At 66.5% G+C, this 19,454-nt stretch carries 20 protein-coding genes; 12 read left to right on the top strand and 8 right to left on the bottom strand.

Features of this window, described 5'->3' with window-relative positions; genetic code table 11:
- Window positions 1-3: 3 nt before the first annotated feature.
- Both msrC and OH686_RS21970 read right to left on the bottom strand, forming a co-directional pair.
- A complete protein-coding gene (gene msrC / locus OH686_RS21975; protein WP_289535222.1) occupies window positions 4-486 on the bottom strand; it encodes a free L-methionine (R)-S-oxide reductase MsrC in 483 nt (160 codons plus the stop codon).
- Complete coding sequence (locus OH686_RS21970) at window positions 483-1,373, bottom strand: ATP-binding protein (protein ID WP_289535220.1); 891 nt, start codon at window positions 1,371-1,373, stop codon at window positions 483-485. The genes msrC and OH686_RS21970 overlap by 4 nt, the downstream gene beginning before the upstream one ends.
- A gap of 91 nt (window positions 1,374-1,464) precedes the next feature.
- Here OH686_RS21970 and OH686_RS21965 point away from each other — a divergent pair, with 91 nt between their 5' ends.
- Complete coding sequence (locus OH686_RS21965) at window positions 1,465-3,783, top strand: response regulator (protein ID WP_289535219.1); 2,319 nt, start codon at window positions 1,465-1,467, stop codon at window positions 3,781-3,783.
- On the opposite strand, the gene OH686_RS21960 is transcribed toward OH686_RS21965, so the two are convergent.
- The 3 genes from OH686_RS21960 to msrB all read right to left on the bottom strand — a co-directional run bounded on the left by OH686_RS21960 (window position 3,767) and on the right by msrB (window position 5,236).
- A complete protein-coding gene (locus OH686_RS21960; protein WP_289535217.1) occupies window positions 3,767-4,234 on the bottom strand; it encodes a MarR family winged helix-turn-helix transcriptional regulator in 468 nt (155 codons plus the stop codon). The genes OH686_RS21965 and OH686_RS21960 overlap by 17 nt on opposite strands.
- Complete coding sequence (locus OH686_RS21955; RefSeq protein WP_137971943.1) at window positions 4,231-4,716, bottom strand: glutathione peroxidase; 486 nt, start codon at window positions 4,714-4,716, stop codon at window positions 4,231-4,233. The genes OH686_RS21960 and OH686_RS21955 overlap by 4 nt, the downstream gene beginning before the upstream one ends.
- Before the next feature lie 127 nt (window positions 4,717-4,843).
- Entirely contained in the window at window positions 4,844-5,236 is a 393-nt protein-coding gene (gene msrB, locus OH686_RS21950; RefSeq protein ID WP_137971942.1) for a peptide-methionine (R)-S-oxide reductase MsrB, read from the bottom strand.
- Window positions 5,237-5,405: 169 nt separating this feature from the next.
- On the opposite strand from msrB, the gene OH686_RS21945 reads away from it, so the two are divergent.
- The 6 genes from OH686_RS21945 to OH686_RS21920 all read left to right on the top strand — a co-directional run bounded on the left by OH686_RS21945 (window position 5,406) and on the right by OH686_RS21920 (window position 9,931).
- The gene (locus OH686_RS21945) at window positions 5,406-6,617 is read left to right on the top strand and encodes a pyridoxal phosphate-dependent aminotransferase (protein ID WP_289535215.1); all 1,212 of its coding nucleotides are present in this window, start codon (window positions 5,406-5,408) and stop codon (window positions 6,615-6,617) included.
- A gap of 5 nt (window positions 6,618-6,622) precedes the next feature.
- Window positions 6,623-7,075, top strand: coding sequence for a hypothetical protein (locus OH686_RS21940; RefSeq protein WP_289535214.1), 453 nt, complete (start codon window positions 6,623-6,625; stop codon window positions 7,073-7,075).
- 88 nt (window positions 7,076-7,163) lie between these two features.
- On the top strand, window positions 7,164-8,039 hold the full coding sequence (gene htpX, locus OH686_RS21935) for a protease HtpX (protein WP_289535213.1): 876 nt from the start codon (window positions 7,164-7,166) through the stop codon (window positions 8,037-8,039).
- A 124-nt stretch (window positions 8,040-8,163) separates the two neighbouring features.
- Window positions 8,164-8,565: a helix-turn-helix domain-containing protein gene (locus OH686_RS21930; protein WP_289535211.1), complete on the top strand. Its 402-nt coding sequence runs from the start codon at window positions 8,164-8,166 to the stop codon at window positions 8,563-8,565.
- 95 nt (window positions 8,566-8,660) lie between these two features.
- Window positions 8,661-9,428, top strand: coding sequence for a DODA-type extradiol aromatic ring-opening family dioxygenase (locus OH686_RS21925; RefSeq protein WP_289535209.1), 768 nt, complete (start codon window positions 8,661-8,663; stop codon window positions 9,426-9,428).
- A gap of 101 nt (window positions 9,429-9,529) precedes the next feature.
- Complete coding sequence (locus OH686_RS21920; protein ID WP_289535208.1) at window positions 9,530-9,931, top strand: hypothetical protein; 402 nt, start codon at window positions 9,530-9,532, stop codon at window positions 9,929-9,931.
- Window positions 9,932-9,983: 52 nt separating this feature from the next.
- On the opposite strand, the gene OH686_RS21915 is transcribed toward OH686_RS21920, so the two are convergent.
- The 3 genes from OH686_RS21915 to OH686_RS21905 all read right to left on the bottom strand — a co-directional run bounded on the left by OH686_RS21915 (window position 9,984) and on the right by OH686_RS21905 (window position 13,732).
- Window positions 9,984-11,681, bottom strand: coding sequence for a DEAD/DEAH box helicase (locus OH686_RS21915; protein ID WP_502942757.1), 1,698 nt, complete (start codon window positions 11,679-11,681; stop codon window positions 9,984-9,986).
- Window positions 11,682-12,011: 330 nt separating this feature from the next.
- Window positions 12,012-12,767, bottom strand: coding sequence for a spermidine synthase (locus OH686_RS21910; RefSeq protein WP_137971934.1), 756 nt, complete (start codon window positions 12,765-12,767; stop codon window positions 12,012-12,014).
- On the bottom strand, window positions 12,764-13,732 hold the full coding sequence (locus tag OH686_RS21905) for an AraC family transcriptional regulator (RefSeq protein WP_289535206.1): 969 nt from the start codon (window positions 13,730-13,732) through the stop codon (window positions 12,764-12,766). The genes OH686_RS21910 and OH686_RS21905 overlap by 4 nt, the downstream gene beginning before the upstream one ends.
- Window positions 13,733-13,830: 98 nt before the next feature.
- On the opposite strand from OH686_RS21905, the gene OH686_RS21900 reads away from it, so the two are divergent.
- From OH686_RS21900 to OH686_RS21880, 5 genes are read left to right on the top strand one after another with little or no spacing between them, the layout of a single operon-like run.
- Window positions 13,831-15,171: a flavin-containing monooxygenase gene (locus OH686_RS21900; protein ID WP_289535204.1), complete on the top strand. Its 1,341-nt coding sequence runs from the start codon at window positions 13,831-13,833 to the stop codon at window positions 15,169-15,171.
- Complete coding sequence (locus OH686_RS21895; RefSeq protein ID WP_289535202.1) at window positions 15,152-16,069, top strand: bile acid:sodium symporter family protein; 918 nt, start codon at window positions 15,152-15,154, stop codon at window positions 16,067-16,069. Before OH686_RS21900 ends, OH686_RS21895 begins: the two co-directional genes overlap by 20 nt.
- The gene (locus OH686_RS21890; protein WP_289535201.1) at window positions 16,066-16,848 is read left to right on the top strand and encodes an SDR family NAD(P)-dependent oxidoreductase; all 783 of its coding nucleotides are present in this window, start codon (window positions 16,066-16,068) and stop codon (window positions 16,846-16,848) included. The genes OH686_RS21895 and OH686_RS21890 overlap by 4 nt, the downstream gene beginning before the upstream one ends.
- On the top strand, window positions 16,848-17,588 hold the full coding sequence (locus OH686_RS21885; RefSeq protein ID WP_289535200.1) for a sulfite exporter TauE/SafE family protein: 741 nt from the start codon (window positions 16,848-16,850) through the stop codon (window positions 17,586-17,588). The genes OH686_RS21890 and OH686_RS21885 overlap by 1 nt, the downstream gene beginning before the upstream one ends.
- The gene (locus OH686_RS21880) at window positions 17,585-19,372 is read left to right on the top strand and encodes an N-acyl-D-amino-acid deacylase family protein (RefSeq protein WP_289535198.1); all 1,788 of its coding nucleotides are present in this window, start codon (window positions 17,585-17,587) and stop codon (window positions 19,370-19,372) included. The genes OH686_RS21885 and OH686_RS21880 overlap by 4 nt, the downstream gene beginning before the upstream one ends.
- The last annotated feature ends 82 nt before the right edge of the window (window positions 19,373-19,454 follow it).

Here is a 19,454-nt window from a genome sequence, read left to right as displayed (position 1 = left end):
AGATCAGCACTCGCTCAGGCGCAGGAAGATCGCCGCCAGTCGCTCGATGCCGAGCTGATCTTCCACGGCGAAGCGCGCCAGGCGTGGACTGTCCAGATCCAGCACGCCGATCAGCCGGCCGTCCTTGACCAGCGGCACCACCAGCTCGCTGTTGGAGGCGCTGTCACAGGCGATGTGCCCCGGGAAGGCATGCACGTCCTCGACCCGCTGGGTCTGCCGGCTACTGGCCGCCGCGCCGCACACGCCGCGACCGAAGGGAATGCGCACGCAGGCCACCTTGCCCTGGAATGGCCCCAGCACCAGTTCCTCGTCTCGGTTCAAATAGAAACCCGCCCAGTTCAGCCCTTCCAGCTCATGGAACAGGAAGGCCGCGAACTGCGCGGCGTTGGCGATGAAGTCACGCTCGTCGGCCAGCAATGACTCCAGCTGGGCCGCCAGCAGGTCATAGCCTTCGCGACCCTGCCCGGCCTGTTGCAGATCGATCATGGCGCCACCTCCAGCAATTGCTGGCCGACCCAGCTGCGCGCGAACTGGTAGGCGCAACGGCCGTTGCGATTGCCGCGCCCCAGAGCCCAGCGGATGGCGAGGATTTCCAGCTCGTGGCTCCACTGCCATTGCAGGCCGGCCTGGCCCGCCAGTACCTCGATCCAATGGCGCACCACGGCGAGGAAATGATCCTGGGTAAAGGGGTAGAAGGAGATCCACAGGCCGAAGCGATCGGACAGCGCGATCTTGTCCTCCACCGCCTCGTTGGGGTGCAGCTCGCCGTCGACCATCTGCCAGTGCTCGTTGTCGCTCTCCTTCTCCGGCATCAGGTGGCGACGATTGGAGGTGGCGTACAGCAACACGTTGTCCGGCGCGCGCTCCAGGGAGCCATCGAGCACGCTCTTGAGCACCCGGTAATCTCCCTCGCCGGACTCGAACGACAGGTCGTCGCAGAACAGCACGAAGCGTTGCGCCAGCCCGGTCAGGGCCTCCACCACCCTGGGTAGGTCGGCCAGATGATCGCGCTCGATCTCGATCAGGCGCAGACCTGCACCGGCGTGTTCGGCCAATAGCGCGCGCACCAGCGAGGACTTGCCGGTGCCGCGCGCACCCCACAGTAAGGCATGGTTGGCCGGCAGGCCAGCGACGAACTGGCGGGTGTTGCGCGCCAGCTGCGCGCACTGCGCATCCACCCCGACCAGGTCGGACAGTTGCAGGTCGAGACTGACCCGCAGCGGCTGCAGATAACCGGTGCGCCCCTCGCGCTGCCAGCGCGCGGCGATCACGGTATTCCAGTCCAGCGCCACCCGCGGCGCCGGCAACAGGGGTTCGAGGCGCTCCAGCACGGCATCGGCGCGCTGTAGAAAGCTGTTCAAGCGAGAATCCACGACTTACTCCTCATATCCGCCACTGCCGATCATCCGGCGCTATGGGCTATGCTTGGCAAGGCCAGAAACCAAGGACTCAGCCGCCGCACCGATGGATATTTCCCTGACCCATCGCCTGTCGTACAAGCAGGCCAGATTGACGGTGCTGGTAGCCTTCATCCTGGGTACCCTGCTGAGCCTGATCCAGGTCGGTCTGGATTATGCCAGCGAAGACGCCTCCATCGACCGGGAAATCCACTCCCTGCTGGAAATCAGCCACAACCCGGCGGCGCGCATCTCCTACAACATCGACGCCGAACTGGCCCAAGAACTTGTCTTGGGCCTGCTACGCTCACCGGCGGTGATGCGCGCCGAGATCATCGACAACAGCGGCCTGGTGTTGGCCTCGGTGGATCGCCCGCCGGTGCAGAGCCGCTACCGGGTATTCAGCGACTTCCTGTTCGGCGAGCGCCGCCACTTCGAAGATCCGCTGTTCGTCAACCACGCCCCGGAAGAATCCCTCGGCATCCTGCGCCTGGAGGTGGACACCTACGCCTTCGGCAGCCACTTCCTGCGCCGCGCCCTGCTCACCCTGGTCACCGGCTTCGCCCGCAGCCTGCTGCTGTCGCTGATCCTGCTGGTGCTGTTCTACGCCATGTTGACCAAGCCGCTGGTAGGCGTGATCCGTGCCCTCAGTGACCGCGACCCGCGCCGCGACTTCTCCCCCGTGCCCTGCCCTCCCGGCCATGAGCGCGACGAGATCGGCACCCTGGTGGCGGTGACCAACCAGCAACTGACCAATACCCACCAGGAGATCAGCCAGCGCCGCGAAGCCGAGGACCGTCTGACCCAGTACCTGGCCGAACTGGAGAACATCGTCTCGGCGCGCACCGCCGAACTCAAGGCGACCAACGCCCGCCTGACCCAGTCCAACCGCGAACTGGAACAGGCCCGTAGCACCGCCCTGGAAATGGCCCAGGCCCGCGCCGCCTTCCTGGCCAACATGAGCCACGAGATCCGCACCCCGCTCAACGGCCTGCTGGGCATGCTTGCACTGTCCCTGGACGGCCCGCTCAACAGCGAGCAGCGCCAGCAGCTGTCGATCGCCCATGACTCGGGCAAGGTGTTGGTCGACCTGCTCAACGACATTCTCGATCTGTCCAAGTTCGAGGCCGGGCAGCTGGAGTTGGAGCGCATCCCCTTCGATCTCGGCGCCCTGGTCGAGGAAACCGCCAGCCTGCTGTCGCAGAACGCCGGCCCGCACGTGGAGCTGACCTGCCTGATCGACCCGCAGTTGCCGGCCCTGGTGCTCGGCGATCCGACGCGGGTGCGCCAGGTGGTCAGCAACCTGTTGTCCAACGCCCTCAAGTTCACCCGCCAGGGCCGCGTCGACCTGCGCGTCACCCCCAGTGCCGGCGGCGTGCGCATCCTGGTCAGCGACACCGGCATCGGCATCGCCGAAGATGCCCAGACCCGCATATTCCAGCCCTTCACCCAGGCCGGCGCCGGGATCGCCCGCCAGTTTGGCGGCACCGGCCTGGGCCTGGCGCTGACCCGACGTCTGTGCGAAGCCATGAACGGACAGCTGACCCTGAGCTCGCAGGAGGGTGTCGGCAGCCAGTTCAGCGCGACCCTGCCGCTGCCAATCCATGCGCCCGCCGCACGCTGGCCGGCGCTGCCGGGGCAGATCGTGGCCTTCTGCGCAGCCGGCAGCGGCCTAGAGGAGCTGCTGGACAGCTGGTTGCCAACCTGGGGCCTGAGCTATCGGCGCCTGGATGAAAGCGCCATCAGTGCCGAGTTGCAGGCCGATCTGCTGATCTGCGACGACCCGAAACGCCTGCCGCGCCTGCGCCAGCAGCTCACCAGTCCGCTGCTGCTGGTCTCGGCCTACGGCACCTTCATCTCCGGCGAGCAGGCTGGCGCGCTGATCCCCTTCGAGCAGCTGCCGCGCCCGCTGGCCCGCGCCGCGCTGTACCAGGCCCTGCAACGTCTGCTGGCGCCACATCAGACGCAAGGCGTCGAGCCGGCCGCCAAGGTGCCGAGCCGCCCGCACCAGGCGCGCGTGCTGCTGGTCGAGGACAATCAGGTGAACCAGATGGTGGCCAAGGGCATGCTCAGCAAGCTGGGTTGCGAGGTGGCCGTCACCGCCCACGGCGGCGAGGCCATCGCCTATCTGGAGAAGCACCCGGTGGACCTGGTGCTGATGGACTGCAACATGCCGGTGATGGATGGCTACGAGGCGACCCGGCGCATCCGCCAGAGCGGTCGCTGGCCGAGCCTGCCGATCATTGCCCTGACCGCCAACGCCCTGCCGGATGAGCGCGAGCGCTGCCAGGCGGCCGGCATGAACGACTACCTGGCCAAGCCCTTCCGCCGCGAAGACCTGGCAGCCCTGCTGGACAGCTGGCTGCCGCTCACGACCGAGCCGTGACCAGCGCCAGCAGCTGACCCAGGCTCTGCCGCATACCTTCCAGCTCGCCCAGATCGACGCCGTGCTCGCAGAGCAGGCGGCTCTTCAGCGGCAACACCCGCTCACGCAACGCCAGCCCCGCCTCGCTCAGCGCCAGACGCAGCTCGCGCTCGTCGGCGCTGGATCGGCTGCGCCGCACCAGGCCGAGCTGCTCCAGACGCTTGAGCAGCGGCGTCAGGGTGCCGGAGTCGAGCATCAACCGCTCGCCCAGCGCCTTGACCGTGGCCTGCTCCGGCGGCGCCGCCTGCCACTCCCACAGCACCAGCATGGCCAGATACTGCGGGTAGGTCAGACCGAGCTCGTCGAGCATCGGCTTGTAGGCGCGGATCACCGCCCGCGAGGCGGCGTAGAGCTTGAAGCACAACTGGTTGTCCAGCAGCAGCTGCGCCTCGAGGTCATGCGATGCGGTCATTTCAGCAGCGCTTCGATCTCGGCGGTCAGCTCTTCCGGCTTGGTGGTCGGGGCGAAGCGCTTCACCTCGCTACCGTCGCCACTGATCAGGAACTTGGTGAAGTTCCACTTGATGCCCTGGCTGCCGAGCAGGCCCGGCGCGCGCTTCTTCAGCTGCACGTAGAGCGGGTGGGCATCGCTGCCGTTGACGTCGATCTTCTTGAACAGCGGGAAGCTGACACCGAAATTCAGCTCGCAGAACTCGCTGATGGCGCCCTCGTCACCCGGCTCCTGCTTGCCGAACTGGTTGCAGGGGAAGCCCAGCACCACCAGCCCCTTGTCCTTGTACTGCTGCCAGACGCTTTCCAGGCCCTTGTACTGCGGGGTGAAGCCGCACTTGCTGGCGGTATTGACCACCAGCACGGCCTTGCCGCCGAAGTCCTTGAGGGTCTTCTGCTCGCCCTTGATGGTGGTGACGGGGATATCGAAAAGCTTGTCGCTCATGGTCTGCGGCTCCGTTGCGGATGGAAAGTGAGGCGAATATAGCGAGCAATTAAATTGCACACAATTTATATGCAGCAAAATAAGGCCCGCTTGTCGGCGGGCCTCGCTTTGGTCGGGGAGCCTGGCCTTACCTGGGCACCAGCTTGAGCGATACCGAGTTGATGCAGTAGCGCAGCCCGGTAGGCCGCGGGCCGTCCGGGAAGACATGCCCCAGATGGGCGTCGCACTTGCCGCACTTGACCTCGATGCGGTGCATGCCGTGGCTGAAGTCCTCCTTCTCGGTGATCACCTCGCCGCTCACCGGCTGGAAGTAGCTCGGCCAGCCGCTGCCGGAATCGTACTTGGCGTCGGAGTCGAACAGCGCCTCGCCGCAGCAGGCGCAGTGGTAGATGCCGGGCACCTTGCTGTCGTGGTATTCGCCGGTGAAGGCACGCTCGGTGCCACCCAGACGGCAGACATGGAACTGGGCGTCGGAGAGCTCGTCGCGCCAGGCTTCCAGGGGTTTATCGATCTTTTCCATGGAGCACACCTCAGGGGCAGAAAAAAGCCCGACCTGTACCTTTTCCGGGCATCGGGCCGCACGTATCATGCGTCCCTCTTTGGACGCCAGTCTTTATGCCGCGTTACAGCCGGCAAGGACGAATTTTCCCTGCGCCGCCAGCGGCATCTTCACATCGGGACACAGCATCATGCAGGTCAGCAAATCGAACAAGCTCGCCAACGTCTGCTACGACATCCGCGGGCCGGTGCTCAAGCACGCCAAACGCCTGGAAGAGGAAGGCCAACGCATCCTCAAGCTGAATATCGGCAACCCGGCGCCGTTCGGTTTCGAAGCCCCGGAGGAAATCCTCCAGGACGTGATCCGCAACCTGCCCACAGCGCAAGGCTACAGCGACTCAAAGGGCCTGTTCAGCGCGCGCAAGGCGGTGATGCAGTACTACCAGCAGAAGAACGTGGAAGGCGTCGGCATCGAGGACATCTACCTCGGTAACGGCGTGTCCGAGCTGATCGTGATGGCCATGCAGGCCCTGCTCAACAACGGTGACGAGGTGCTGATCCCGGCGCCCGACTACCCGCTGTGGACCGCATCCGTGGCCCTGGCCGGCGGCAAGCCGGTGCACTACCTGTGCGACGAGCAGGCCGGCTGGTTCCCCGACCTGGCCGATATCAAGGCCAAGATCAGCAGCAACACCAAGGCCATCGTGCTGATTAACCCGAACAACCCGACCGGCGCCGTGTATTCCAAGGAAGTGCTGGAAGGCATCGTCGAGCTGGCGCGCCAGCACAACCTGGTGCTGTTCTCCGACGAGATCTACGACAAGATCCTCTATGACGACGCCCAGCACATCTGCACCGCCTCCCTGGCGCCGGACGTGCTGTGCCTGACCTTCAACGGTCTGTCCAAGTCCTACCGCGTGGCCGGCTTCCGCTCCGGCTGGGTCGCCATCTCCGGGCCCAAGCACAAGGCCACCAGCTACATCGAAGGCATCGACATCCTGGCCAACATGCGCCTGTGCGCCAACGTGCCGAGCCAGCATGCGATCCAGACCGCCCTCGGCGGCTACCAGAGCATCAACGACCTGGTGCTGCCGCAAGGCCGCCTGCTGGAGCAGCGCAACCGCACCTGGGAGCTGCTCAACGACATTCCTGGGGTAAGCTGCGTCAAGCCAATGGGCGCGCTGTACGCCTTCCCCAAGATCGACCCCAAGGTCTGCCCGATCCACAACGACGAGAAGTTCGTCCTCGACCTGCTGCTCTCCGAGAAGCTGCTGATCGTCCAGGGCACCGCCTTCAACTGGCCGTGGCCGGATCATTTCCGCGTGGTCACCCTGCCCCGCGTCGACGACCTGGAGCAGGCCATCGGCCGCATCGGCAACTTCCTCAAGTCCTACCGCCAGTAAGTCGCATGGACCTGCAGATCGACGAGTTCTACAAGGATGCCGCCAGCGGCATGCTGGCGCTCTACCAGGCCTTCCCGCGCAAGGTGGCGCTGTATGTGGAAGACCTGATCGGCCGCGAAGAACCCGACGAGTTCGGCCTGCCCAGCAAACGCCACCAGGCGTGCCTGGGCGCCCTGCTGTGGCTGGCCGAGGAAGGCTATGTCCGCTTCGAGTCGACCATCGCCTACGACGCCCTGGACCAGGCGGTCCTGACCGAGAAAGGCTTCATGCGCCTTTCCCGCGGCATTCCCCACGCCCTGCCGGACGGCGAGAGCCAGACCGCCAGTGTGCGCCGGGTACGTGGCACCCTCGCCTGGCAGCTGCGCGAAGCCCTCGGCCAGCACAACAGCGAGAAGGTCGCGCGCCTGACTCGCCTGCTCTTCGAAAGCACTCTCAATCAGACCAGCGACATAGTTTGAAATAGAGCCTCGGTTGAAGGCGGTGCGAGCGAACCTTATATAGCTCGCATACTTAGAACGTCTCTCGCCTGAGGAGAAGCTTCCTACCATGATGCGTATCGTGTTGTTCCTGGCCACCAACCTGGCGGTGCTGCTGATCGCCAGCGTTACCCTGAAACTGCTCGGGGTGGATCGATTCACCGGCCAGAACTACGGCAGCCTGCTGGTCTTCTGCGCCGTATTCGGCTTTGTCGGCTCCTTCATCTCGCTGTTCCTGTCCAAGTGGATGGCGAAGATGAGCACCGGCACCGAGATCATCACCCAGCCGCGCACCCGCCACGAACAGTGGCTGCTGCAGACTGTCGAGGAGCTGTCGCGCAACGCCGGCATCAAGATGCCGGAAGTCGGCATCTTCCCCGCCTACGAGTCCAATGCCTTCGCCACCGGCTGGAACAAGAACGACGCCCTGGTGGCCGTCAGCCAGGGCCTGCTGGAGCGCTTCTCGCCAGATGAAGTGAAAGCCGTGCTGGCCCACGAGATCGGCCATGTGGCCAACGGCGACATGGTCACCTTGGCCATGATCCAGGGCGTGGTGAACACCTTCGTGATGTTCTTCGCACGCATCTTCGGCAACTTCGTCGACCGCGTGGTACTGAAGAACGAAGGTGAAGGCCATGGCATCGGCTACATAGTGGCGACCATCTTCGCCGAGCTGGTCCTGGGCATCCTGGCCAGCATCATCGTCATGTGGTTCTCTCGCCGCCGCGAGTTCAAGGCCGACGACGCCGGAGCCCGTCTGGCTGGTACCGGTGCGATGATCGCCGCCCTGGAGCGCCTGCGCGCCGAACAGGGTGTGCCGGTGCAGATGCCCAGCAGCATGACCGCCTTCAGCATCAACGGCGGCCTAAAGAACGGCCTGGCCGGCCTGCTGATGACCCACCCGCCGCTGGAAGACCGCATCGAGGCCCTGCGCCGCCGCGGCTAAGCATCACCCGCCTCACGAGAAGGCGATCTACGGATCGCCTTTTTGTTGCCCGCGAAAAACCTCGAACCTTGGCCGACCGACACCAGTCGGAACCTGTAAGCCCAACGCCTACGGGAGAATCGCCATGGCTGTGTACCACTGGGACCTGATCGAACGCCTGCTGCACGAGGCGCAGAACTCCGCCGGCAAGCCCTTCGCCCCGCGCCATTACGCGGAGGAGCTGGCCGATGAACTGGGCCGCGCCGGCGAACAGGTGGAGAACCTCGACCACTTCCGCGCCGAGGCCACCCGCTACGAGTCGCTGCTGGTGGAGAACGGCTTCATCGTCACCCGCCCCGAGGAAGAAGGCGGCAACGGCGAGAACTTCGTGCTCACCCCGCGTGGCGCCCAGCTGCTGAGCATGCTCGACAGCAGCATCCCGGGCAGCGAACACCCGCGCGAAGTGCTCGACGCCGCCGGCGAGGCAGCGTTGACCCCCGAGGTGTTCGACGATATCGCGCCCAAGGCCAACCTCGAGACCGAGTGATCGAACGAGCCAGCCGATCGATATCACCTGAAAGTTATATTGGATATCGATAGGTCGGCCGGTCACCATGGCAGCATCATTTGGAGGAATCCTCGATGCTGCCCGCCCTGTTCATTTCCCACGGCTCGCCCATGCTCGCTCTCGAGCCCGGCGCCAGCGGCCCGGCCTTGGCCCGGCTGGCCGCAGAGTTGCCCCGCCCCCGGGCGATTCTGGTGGTATCCGCGCATTGGGAGAGCGACGAACTGCTGATCGGCAGCTCGGCGCAACCTGCTACCTGGCACGACTTCGGTGGCTTCCCCGCCCCGCTCTACGCCGTGCAGTATCCCGCACCGGGCGCCCCGGACATCGCAGAACAGGTGCAGCGCCTGCTGGCCGCCGCCGACCTGCCCAGCCGCCTCGACCCGCAGCGCCCGCTGGACCACGGAGCCTGGGTGCCGCTGTCGTTGATGTACCCGCAGGCCGATATCCCGGTGCTGCAGCTATCGCTGCCCAGCCATGCCGGCCCGGAACTGCAGGTGCGAGTCGGCCAGGCGCTGGCGGCCCTGCGCGAACAAGACGTGCTGCTGATCGGCTCGGGCAGCATCACCCACAACCTCGGGGAGCTGGACTGGCGCGCCAGGCCCGACGTGATCGAACCCTGGGCCGGCGAGTTCCGCGACTGGATGGTGGCGAAGCTGCAGGCCGGCGACCGCGCCGCCCTGCTCGACTACCGTCGCCAGGCACCCCATGCACGGCGTAGCCACCCCAGCGAAGAGCACCTGCTGCCGCTGTACTTCGCCGTCGGCGCCGGCAGCGCCTTCCGCATCGAGCACAGCAGCTTCACCTATGGCGCTCTGGGCATGGATATCTACAGCTTCGCCTGACCCAGGTCGCCTGCGAGCACGAACTCGGGCCCAAGGAATCCCGCTGCGCTTTGCCCAGCCAGCCGTTAGAGTAGCGATACCCTCCCAACAAGGACTGTTGCATGCTCGCCAAACTGCTGGTCACCGTAGGTATCGCCTTCTACGCCGTCGTGGTGCCGATCTTCGAGATCAACGCCAGCCATGTGTTCAACCCGGGCTGGGAAGCCCACGCCCGCCTGCACGAGGTCTGGCAGCTGGCGACCAACTGTGCGCTCGGCGCCTTCAGCCTGTGGCTGGTCTGGCGGAGGGGCGAGATACGCCTGAGCAGCCTGCTGACCCTGTTCGTCACCGGCGGTTTCCTCCTCGCCTACGCCCTGCGCGACAGCTACGGCGGCTCCATGGTGCTGTCCGACGGCTCGGAGAAGATGGTCTTCGGCATCAACCTGGGCCTGTTCGCCTACAGCCTGGCCATCGCCTTGGCCGCCGTCGCGGTGCTGCTCGACAGACGCCACACGAAACCCTGAACCGGCAACGAAAAAGCCCCGCAAATGCGGGGCTTTTTCTGATACGCGACGATCAGTCTTCGCGGTAGCGACGCAGCTTCAGGGCCTTGCCGGCGACGCGGGTGTCCTTGAGCTTGCTCAACAGGCGCTCGAGGCCGTCTTCCGGCAGTTCGATCAGGCTGAAGGTCTCGCGGATCTGGATGCGGCCGATGGCGTCGCGCTGCAGGCCACCCTCGTTGAGGATGGCGCCCAGCAGGTTCTTCGCGGCGATGCCGTCGCGAGCGCCCAGGGCGGTGCGGCAGCGTGCCTTGCCTTCGCTCGGTGCGGCCATCGGGCGGCGCTCGCGGACTTCGCCACGGTCACCACGATCGTAGGAACGCTCGGGACGGTCGCCGTCACGCTCGCGACGCTCGCGCGGGGCACCGACGCTCGGCACCAGCGGCTGCTCGCGCTCGACGCTGGCCAGATCCAGGGCCTGGCCACCGGTTGCCTTCTTCAGCAGGGCCGCGGCCAGGGTGCGCGGGCTGCAGCCGATGTCGGCGATCAGGCGGTCCAGCAGGGCGCCGTGGCTGGCTTCGGCGTCGGCGATCAGCGGGGTAAGGCTGGTGGTCAGCTTCTTGATGCGGGCGTCCAGCACCTGCTGCGGGTTGGGCAGCTTGACCTCGCCGACCTTCTGCCCGGTGACGCGCTCGATCACCTGCAGCATGCGGCGTTCACGCGGAGTCACCAGCAGCAGGGCGCGGCCATCGCGGCCGGCACGGCCGGTACGGCCGATACGGTGCACGTAGGACTCCGGGTCGTACGGCATGTCGACGTTGAGCACGTGGGTGATGCGCGGCACGTCGATACCACGGGCGGCCACGTCGGTGGCGACCACGATGTCCAGGCGGCCGTCTTTCAGCGATTCGATCACACGCTCACGCTGGTTCTGGGCGATGTCGCCGTTCAGCGCAGCGGCCTTATAGCCTTTGGCTTCCAGGGCGCTGGCCAGGTCCAGGGTGGCCTGTTTGGTACGCACGAAGGCGATCAGGGCGTCGAAGTCCTCGACTTCCAGCAGGCGGGTCACGGCGTTGATCTTCTGATCGGCGTGGATCATCAGATGCGCCTGCTCGATGCGCGACACGGTCTGGGTCTTGGCCGCGATCTTGACGTGCTTGGGCTCGCGCAGGTGCTTCTCGGCGATCTCGCGGATCGAGTGCGGCAGGGTCGCGGAGAACAGCACGCTCTGGCGGGTGGCCGGCATGGCCTGGAAGATCACTTCCAGGTCGTCCATGAAGCCGAGCTTGAGCATCTCGTCGGCTTCGTCCAGCACCAGGTGGCGGATGGTCGACAGCAGCTGGTCGTTGCGGCTCAGGTGATCGACCAGGCGGCCCGGGGTGGCCACGATGATCTGTGCGCCCATGCGCAGGGACTTCAGCTGCGGGCCCATGGGCGCACCGCCGTAGACAGCCACCACGGACACGCCGGGCATCTGCTTGGAATAGGTTTCGAAGGCGGTGGCCACCTGCAGGGCCAACTCGCGAGTCGGCGCCAGGATCAGCGCCTGGGGCTCGCGCTTGGCCGGGTCGATCTTGGACAGGATCGGCAGGGCGAAGGCGGCGGTCTTGCCGGTACCGGTCTGGGCCTGGCCGATCATGTCGTGGCCGGCCAGGATCATCGGAATGGCCTGGGCTTGGATGGGGGACGGCTCTTCGTAACCGACTGCGGTCAGCGCAGCGAGAATGGAAGGATGAAGGCCGAGATCGGCAAAGGTGCCGGTTTCCTGAGTCATGGGTCTGCCTCTATGTGCATCCGCAAAAACCCAGGAACAAAGGCTGCGCGCGCCGTGAAGGACCTTGTGGGTCACCCTGGCAGCCAATCAGCGGGTAGTTGCGAAAACGTGATGAATGAAACGTCAAGGGTAGTCCGCATGGCGGACCAGCAGCGAAGCCGTGCTTCGTGAATTGACGAGGCCAGTTTTGGCCGGGCGCGAATCATACAGGAAAAGCCGAACCGCTGGGCAGGTTTTTTGCTAGAAAGGGACGACGGGCCGTCCCGAGATGCCCGAGCGTCCATTACCCGCCTGAGCGGCCCATCTCTCGGGTGCCAAAACTACGGAGCCTCAGCTGGCCGGACGTAGCTCATCCAGCAATGGCTGCAGCGAATAACCCAGCCGCGGTGCAAGTGCCTCGGCGCGGGCCTTGAGGCCGTCGAAGTCGAGTTGCTGGTCGAGGTCGGCCGGCACCAGCAATGTGACGTTGCCCTCCTTCACCGGAATCTCCCAGTAGTGACGGTGGTAAAGGCCACGCAGCAGTGCGGCGCCGAGCGGCCGGCCGTCGTCGGTGCCCCACTGGTTGATCACCAGCCAGCCACCGGGGTTGAGGCGCTTCTGGCAGTTTTCCAGAAAGCGCCAGGCCAGGTGCCCGGCGGCCGGACCGGTATCGGTATAGAGGTCGACGAAGATCAGGTCGGCGGTCTCGGCGCTGTCGAGCAGCTCCAGGGCATCGCCGATGCGCATGGTTAGGCGCGGGTCGTCGGCCAGCCCCAGGTACTGCATGGCCAGGCGCGGCACGTCGGGGCGCAACTCGATGACTTCGACGTCATCCAGTTCGAGGAACTTCAGGCAGGCCTGGGTCAGGGTGCCACCGCCCAGACCGAGGAACAGCGCCGACTCCGGCGCCTCGTGGCACAGCGCGCCGATCAGCATGGCGCGGGTGTAGTCGTACTCCAGCCAGGCCGGGTCGCGGGTATAGGTGCAGCTCTGCTCGATGGCCTCGCCGAATTCGAGGAAGCGGTAGTCGCCGATTTCCAGCACGCGGATCACGCCCCAGGCGTCGCGCACCTCTTCCAAGAGGATTTCCTCGTGATCCAGGTTCATCCGTCCAGCCCCTGGCGGAACTGTCCCGGCGTGGTGCCGCTCCAGCGGCGGAAGGCCTTGGCGAAGGCACTCTCGTCGGAGAAGCCGAGCCGCTCCGCCACTTCGGCCAGGCGCGGCGACTCGCGCAGCAGCTGTTCGGCCATCTGGTACAGCACCTGGTCACGCAGCAGCTTGAAGCTGGTGTCCTCCTCGGCCAGCTTGCGGTTCAGGTGGCGACCGCTCAGTTCCAGCTGCTCGGCGACGCGCTCCTTGCCCCAGCGCGGCTGGGCGCGCAGCAGCTGCTGCACGCGCACCGCCAGGCTCTGCTGGCCGAGGCGCTCGAGCAGGCTGTCGGCCAGGCCGCGCAGGTGCTCGCGCATCGGCGCGTTGGCCTGGATCAGCGGCATGGCCAGGTCGGCGCGATCGAACAGCAGGCCATTCTCGCCGGCGGCGAATTGCAGCGGGCAGCCGAGCAGCTCGATGTAGCGTGCCTCGGCCGCACGCGCCGCATGTTCGAAGCGTAGTTCCAGCGGCTGGATGCGCTCGCCGGTGATCCAGCGCGACAGGTGCACCAGGCTGCCCAGCACCGCCTCCACCCGCTCCTCGCGGCGCGTCTGGTAGTGCGGCTGGTAGGCCAGGCACAGCTGGCCGCCCTCGTCGCACAGGGCGAATTCGCCGCCCTCGCCGACGATGGGGTAGTACTCCAGCAACGCTTCCAGCGCCTCGCCCAGAGTCTCGCAGCTCATCAGCAGCGCGCCGACCATGTCCAGGTGGCCGACCTGCAGGGCATTGCCCAGGCGCAGGCCGATCAGCGGGTCCTGGGCGGCGGCGCAGAAGGCCTCCCACAGGGCGTCCTGGCGCGCCAGGGGAATACGCGCCTCCTGGCCCAGCTGGCGCAGTTCAGCAGGCAGCGGCAGGGCCAGGCGCTCAGCGGCCTGGAGGATGGCCTGGGCGTAGTGGACGGTGACCGATGGGGTACTGCTCATGGAGTCCTGAATTAACCGGAAGTGGTCCTGTTTGAGCCGTTACGGCATGCAGGGGGCTGCATATGCTTGCGGAACATAACCAGAAAGACAAACCTTGCATGCATGCCATCATCGGAGCCGGTCCCATGGGGCTGGCCGCTGCGCGCCAGTTGCAGCGCCATGGTATCCCCTTCGTCGGCTTCGAGCTGCATTCCGATGTCGGCGGACTGTGGGATATCGCCAACCCGCACAGCACCCTGTACCAGTCCGCGCACCTGATCTCCTCGAAAGGCGCCACCGCCTTCGCCGAATTCCCCATGCCGGACGCGGTGCCGCCCTACCCGCACCATAGCCAGATCGGCCAGTACTTTCGCGACTACGCCGAGCACTTCGGTCTGCGCCAGCACTACCAGTTCAACACCCGCGTGGTGCGCCTGGAACGCCTGAGCCAGGGCTGGCGCCTGGTCAGCGAGCAGGATGGCACGCTGCGCGAGTGGCAGTTCGAGGGCGTGCTGATCGCCAACGGCACCCTGCACAGGCCCAACCAGCCGGCGCTGCCCGGCCGGTTCACTGGCGAGCTGCTGCACTCCTCGGTCTACAAGAACGCCGAGCTGTTCGCCGACAAGCGCGTGCTGGTGATCGGCTGTGGCAACTCGGCCTGCGATATCGCGGTGGATGCCGTGCACCGGGCCAAGTCCGTGGACCTGTCGGTGCGCCGCGGCTACCACTTCCTGCCCAAGTTCATCCTCGGCAAGCCCACCGATACCTTCGGCGGCGCGATCAAGCTGCCGCGCCGGCTCAAGCAGCTAGTCGATGGCCTGCTGGTGCGCGCCCTGCTCGGCAAACCCTCGCAGTACGGCCTGCCTGATCCGGACTACCGCCTGTACGAGTCGCACCCGGTGATGAACTCGCTGGTGCTGCACCATATCGGCCATGGCGATATCCAGCCGCGCGGCGATATTCGCGCGGTGGACGGCAAGCGGGTGACCTTTGCCAACGGCGACAGCGCCGAGTACGACCTGATCCTGCAGGCCACGGGATATCGACTGGATTACCCCTTCATCGACCGTGCCGAGCTGAACTGGCCACTGGAGGCCGACGCGCCACAGCTGTACCTCAACGTCTTCCACCCGCTGCACGACGACCTGTTCATGCTCGGCATGATCGAGGCATCCGGCCTGGGCTGGCAGGGCCGCGCCGAGCAGGCCGAGCTGGTGGCCCTGGTGATCGCCCAGCAGCAGCGCAACAGTGCCTCGGCCAGGCGTTTCCGCGATCTCGTGCTGGATCGCGCCGGCCAGCGCCTGGACGGCGGCTTCGCCTATCTCAAGCTGCCGCGCATGGCCTACTACGTGCACAAGAACAGCTACCGCGCCGCACTCAAGGCACATATCGCCGAGCTGAGCCGCGACCTCACCACCACCCAGACCGAGGAGCGGCTCGATGTCCAGCGTCAATCTTGAGTTCTCGCCCACGGCGATGATCGCCCTCAACGCGATCATCGCGCTGATGATGTTCGGCGTGTCCCTGGAGCTGCGCGCCGGCGACTTCAGCCGCATCCTGCGCTCGCCCAAGGCACCGGTGATCGGCATGCTGGTGCAGTTCCTGCTGCTGCCGGCAGCCACCTGCGGCCTGACGATGCTGCTACCGATCGAGCCGGAGCTGGCCTTGGGCATGATCCTGGTCGCCACCTGCCCGAGCGGCACCTTCTCCAACATCATGACCTGGCTGGCGCGCGGCAACGTCGCCGTGTCGGCCAGCGTCACCGCGGTGTCCAGCCTCACCGCCGGGATCTTCACCCCGCTCAACTTCGCCCTGTACGCCGGGATCAATCCCGAGACCCGCGCGCTGCTCACCGAGATCAGCGTCGACCCGGTCGAGCTGCTGGCCATGGTGGTGCTGGTGCTGATCCTGCCGATGCTCGCCGGCATGGCCCTGGGCAAGCGCCGCCCGCTGCTGGCGCGCAAGCTGGAAAAGCCGCTGCGGCACTTCTCCCTGCTGGTGCTACTGGCCTTCGTCGGCGGCGCCTTCGTGAAGAACTTCGACCAGTTCATCGAGCACTTCCACCTGTTCTTCTGGCTGGTAGTCACCCTCAACACCCTGGCCCTGGGTCTCGGCTACCTGTGCGCCAAGCTGTGGCGCCTGAGCGATGCCGACGTGCGTGCCGTGACCCTGGAGAGCGGCATCCACAACTCGGCCCTGGGCATGGCGCTGATCTTCACCTTCTTCCCGCAGGCCGGCGGCATGCTGCTGATCGCCGCCTTCTGGGGCTGCTGGCAATTGCTGGCCGGCCTGATGCTGGCCCTGCTCTGGGGGCGCCGGGCGCCGACCGGCGCGGTAGCCGGCGAGGTGGTGCGATGAGCGTCACCCTGATCACCGGCGCCGCCAGCGGTCTGGGCTGGGAGCTGGCCAAGGCCTGCCACGCCCGCGGCGACAGCCTGCTGCTCACCGACATCGATGCCGCCGGCCTGGCCGCGCGAGTGGCCGAGCTCAACAGCGAGCGGGTCGAGGCGCTGTCCGGCGACATCACGGACCCGCTGCTGCACCGCCAGCTGGTCGACGCCTGTCGCACGGTATTCGGCCGCCTCGATCTGCTGATCAACAACGCCGGCATCACCCATCGCTCGCCCACCCTGCTGACCCGTCCCGAGGTGCTGCGCAAAGTAATGGCGGTGGACTACCACGCCCCGCTGGAGCTGACCCTGGCCGCCGCCGAGCTGCTACGCGAGAGCCGTGGCCAGGTCGCCGCCATCGGCTCCATGGCCGGCTGGATGCCGGTGCTCGGCCGCGCCGGCTACTGCGCGGCGAAGAGCGCCCTGGCCCAGGCCTTCGAGGTGCTGCGTGCGGAGATCGCCCGAGATGGCATCCATACGCTGCTGGTCTACCCGAGCTTTCTCGACACCCCCATCGAGCGTAACGCCCTGGGTGGCGACGGTCAGCCGGCCAACCACGCGCGCTCGACCGTCGGCCGGGTGCGCGGCGCCGACTGGATGGCCGGGGAAATACTCAAGGCCCTGGACGGTGGCCGCCAGCGCCTGTTCCCGGACCGCGGCAGCTGGCTGGCCAGCCTGCTCTGGCGCATCGCCCCGGCGCTGTATTACCGGCAGATGAGCAAGCGCTTCGCCGGGGAGATCGGCTGATGGCCTACGCACCCTACGCCCTGGGCGCCTTCATCCTGCTCGCCTACACCCTGGAGGCCGTCACCGGCTTCGGCAGCATCGTTATCGCCCTGTCTCTCGGCGCGCTGCTGCTGCCCATCGAGCAGCTGCTGCCGGTGCTGGTGCCGCTGAACATCGGCATGACCGGCTACTTGGTGTGGCGCCACCGCGCGCAGATCGACCGCCACCTGCTGCTCGGCACCATCCTGCCGGGCATGCTCGCCGGCACCGCGCTGGGCTACCTGCTGCTGCCCTATCTGGACGCGGCGCTGCTCAAGCGCGGCTTCGGCGCGCTGATCCTGTGGTTCGCCGGGCGCGAACTGTGGCGCCTGCGCCATGCCACCACGCTGCCGGTACGCCCGCAGTGGTTGACCCGCCTACTCACCCTTGGTGCCGGCCTCAGCCACGGTCTGTTCGCCTCCGGCGGGCCGCTGCTGGTCTATGGCCTGGCTGGCACCACGCTGGACAAGGCGCGCTTTCGCGCCACCCTGGTCAGCGTCTGGTTTACCTTGAACAGCCTGCTGACCGCCGCCTTCCTGGTCGACGGCCGCCTGCAACCGGTCCTGCCCCAGGTGCTGGCCTACGCCCCGCTGCTGCTGGTCGGCCTGTGGCTGGGCGAACACCTGCACCGGCGCTTCGACGAACGCCACTTCCGTATCGCCATCTACGCCCTGCTGCTGGTCACCGGCACGCTGCTGCTCGCCCCCTGGAGCCTCGCATGAGCTACGACATCATCATCAAGAACGGCCTGTACTTCGACGGCAGCGGCGCGCCCGGCGTGCCGCGCCATATCGGCATCCGCAATGGCAAGGTCGACGCAGTAAGTCTCAGCCCCTTGGATGAAAGCGGCGCCGAGGTGCTGGACGCCGCCGGCAAGTGGGTCACCCCGGGCTTTCTGGAGATCCACTCGCACTACGACGCCGAAGTGATCGTCGCCCCCGCGCTCAAGGAATCCGTACGCCACGGCGTGACCAGCGTGACCATCGGTTCCTGCTCGATCAGCATGGTGCTGGCCGACGCCGAGGACTGCTCGGACCTGTTCACCCGCGTCGAGGCGGTGCCGCGCGAATACGTGCTGCCGATCCTGCAGGAGAAGAAGACCTGGCGTGATGCCGCCGGCTACCGCGCCTTCTATGACCAGTTGGCGCTGGGTCCCAACGTCAGCTCCTTCCTCGGCCACTCCGAGTTGCGCGTGGCGGTGATGGGCCTGGAGCGCGCCACCAGCGACGTGGTGCCGAGCGAGGCCGAGCTGCAACGCATGGAGCAGCTGCTGGAAGAAGCACTGGACGCCGGCTGCATCGGCCTCTCGGTTATGACCACGAGACTGGACAAGATGGACGGCGACCGCGCCTGGTCCAGCCCGCTGCCCTCGACCTTCGCCAGCTGGAAGGAATTCTCGCGTCTGTTCGCCATCCTGCGTCGCCGTGGCGCGGTGATGCAGGGTGCGCCGAACGCAGTGACCAAGGTCAACGTGTTCGCCTTCCTCTGGCAGGCCCACGGCTGGTTCCGCACCCCGCTCAAGTGCTCGATGCTGACCGCCCTGGACCTCAAGTCGCAGCCTCTGCTGCACCGCTTCACCCGTTTCTCCGGCTGGCTGGCGAACACCGTGCTGCGCGGCAACTTCCGCTGGCAGACCCTGCCGGCGCCGTTCACCCTGCGCCTGGAAGGCCTCAACGTGAACGCCTTCGAGGAATTCGGCGCCGGCGAGATCCTGCGCAACATCAAGGACCCGGACGAGCTGTACGCCAAGGTGCTGGAGCCGGAATTCCGCGCCCTGTTCAAGAAGCAGGTCAAGGCCGTGCTGACCAAGGGTCTGTGGCACCGCGACTTCTCCGACTGCTGGGTGACCGAATGCCCGGACGCCTCGCTGGTCGGCAACAACTTCAAGCAGCTCGGCCAGGCCCGAGGCCTGGACGCGGTGGACGCCTACTTCGAGCTGGCCTGCCAGTACCGCGAGGCGCTGAAGTGGACCACCTGCTACGGCAACCAGCGTCTGCCGGTGATGCACAAGCTGCTGTCCAGCCCGTGGACCCAACCGGGCTTCGCCGACTCCGGCGCGCACCTGCGCTCCATCGCCCAGTACAACTTCCCGCTGCGCTTCCTCAAGTACGTGCGTGATGCGCAGCTGGCCGGCACCCCGTTCATGGAGCTGGGCCAGGCCGTGCGCCGCTGCAGCGGCGAGCTGGCCGACTTCATCGGCATCGACGCCGGCTACCTCCGTGTCGGCGACCGCGCCGACCTGGTCATCGTCAATCCGGCCGGGCTGACCGATGAGCTCGACGCCATGCACGAGGCACCCATGGAAGCGCTCGGCCTGGAGCGGGTGGTCAAGCGTAACGACGACGCCGTGGACGCTACCCTGATCAATGGCCGTATCGCCTACCGGCGCGGCCTGGAATACCCGGCCGAGCTGGGCCAGGCCCAGGGCTACGGGCGTTTCCTCGCCGGTCGCGACGTGCTGCCGCGCGCCGAAGCGGTACGCGCCTTCCAGCCTGCCACGGCCTGATCCGTAACGCGCAGCGCAATGTGCGGGTTTCACCCTCCCTACGCGCTGACGTAGCCCGGATGCAATCCGGGAAGCAGGCCGG

Source organism: Pseudomonas sp. SO81, assembly GCF_030374125.1.
Classification (GTDB): Bacteria; Pseudomonadota; Gammaproteobacteria; order Pseudomonadales; family Pseudomonadaceae; genus Aquipseudomonas.
Note: the sequence above shows the minus strand (reverse complement) of the source record. Positions and strands in the feature narration are given on the sequence as shown.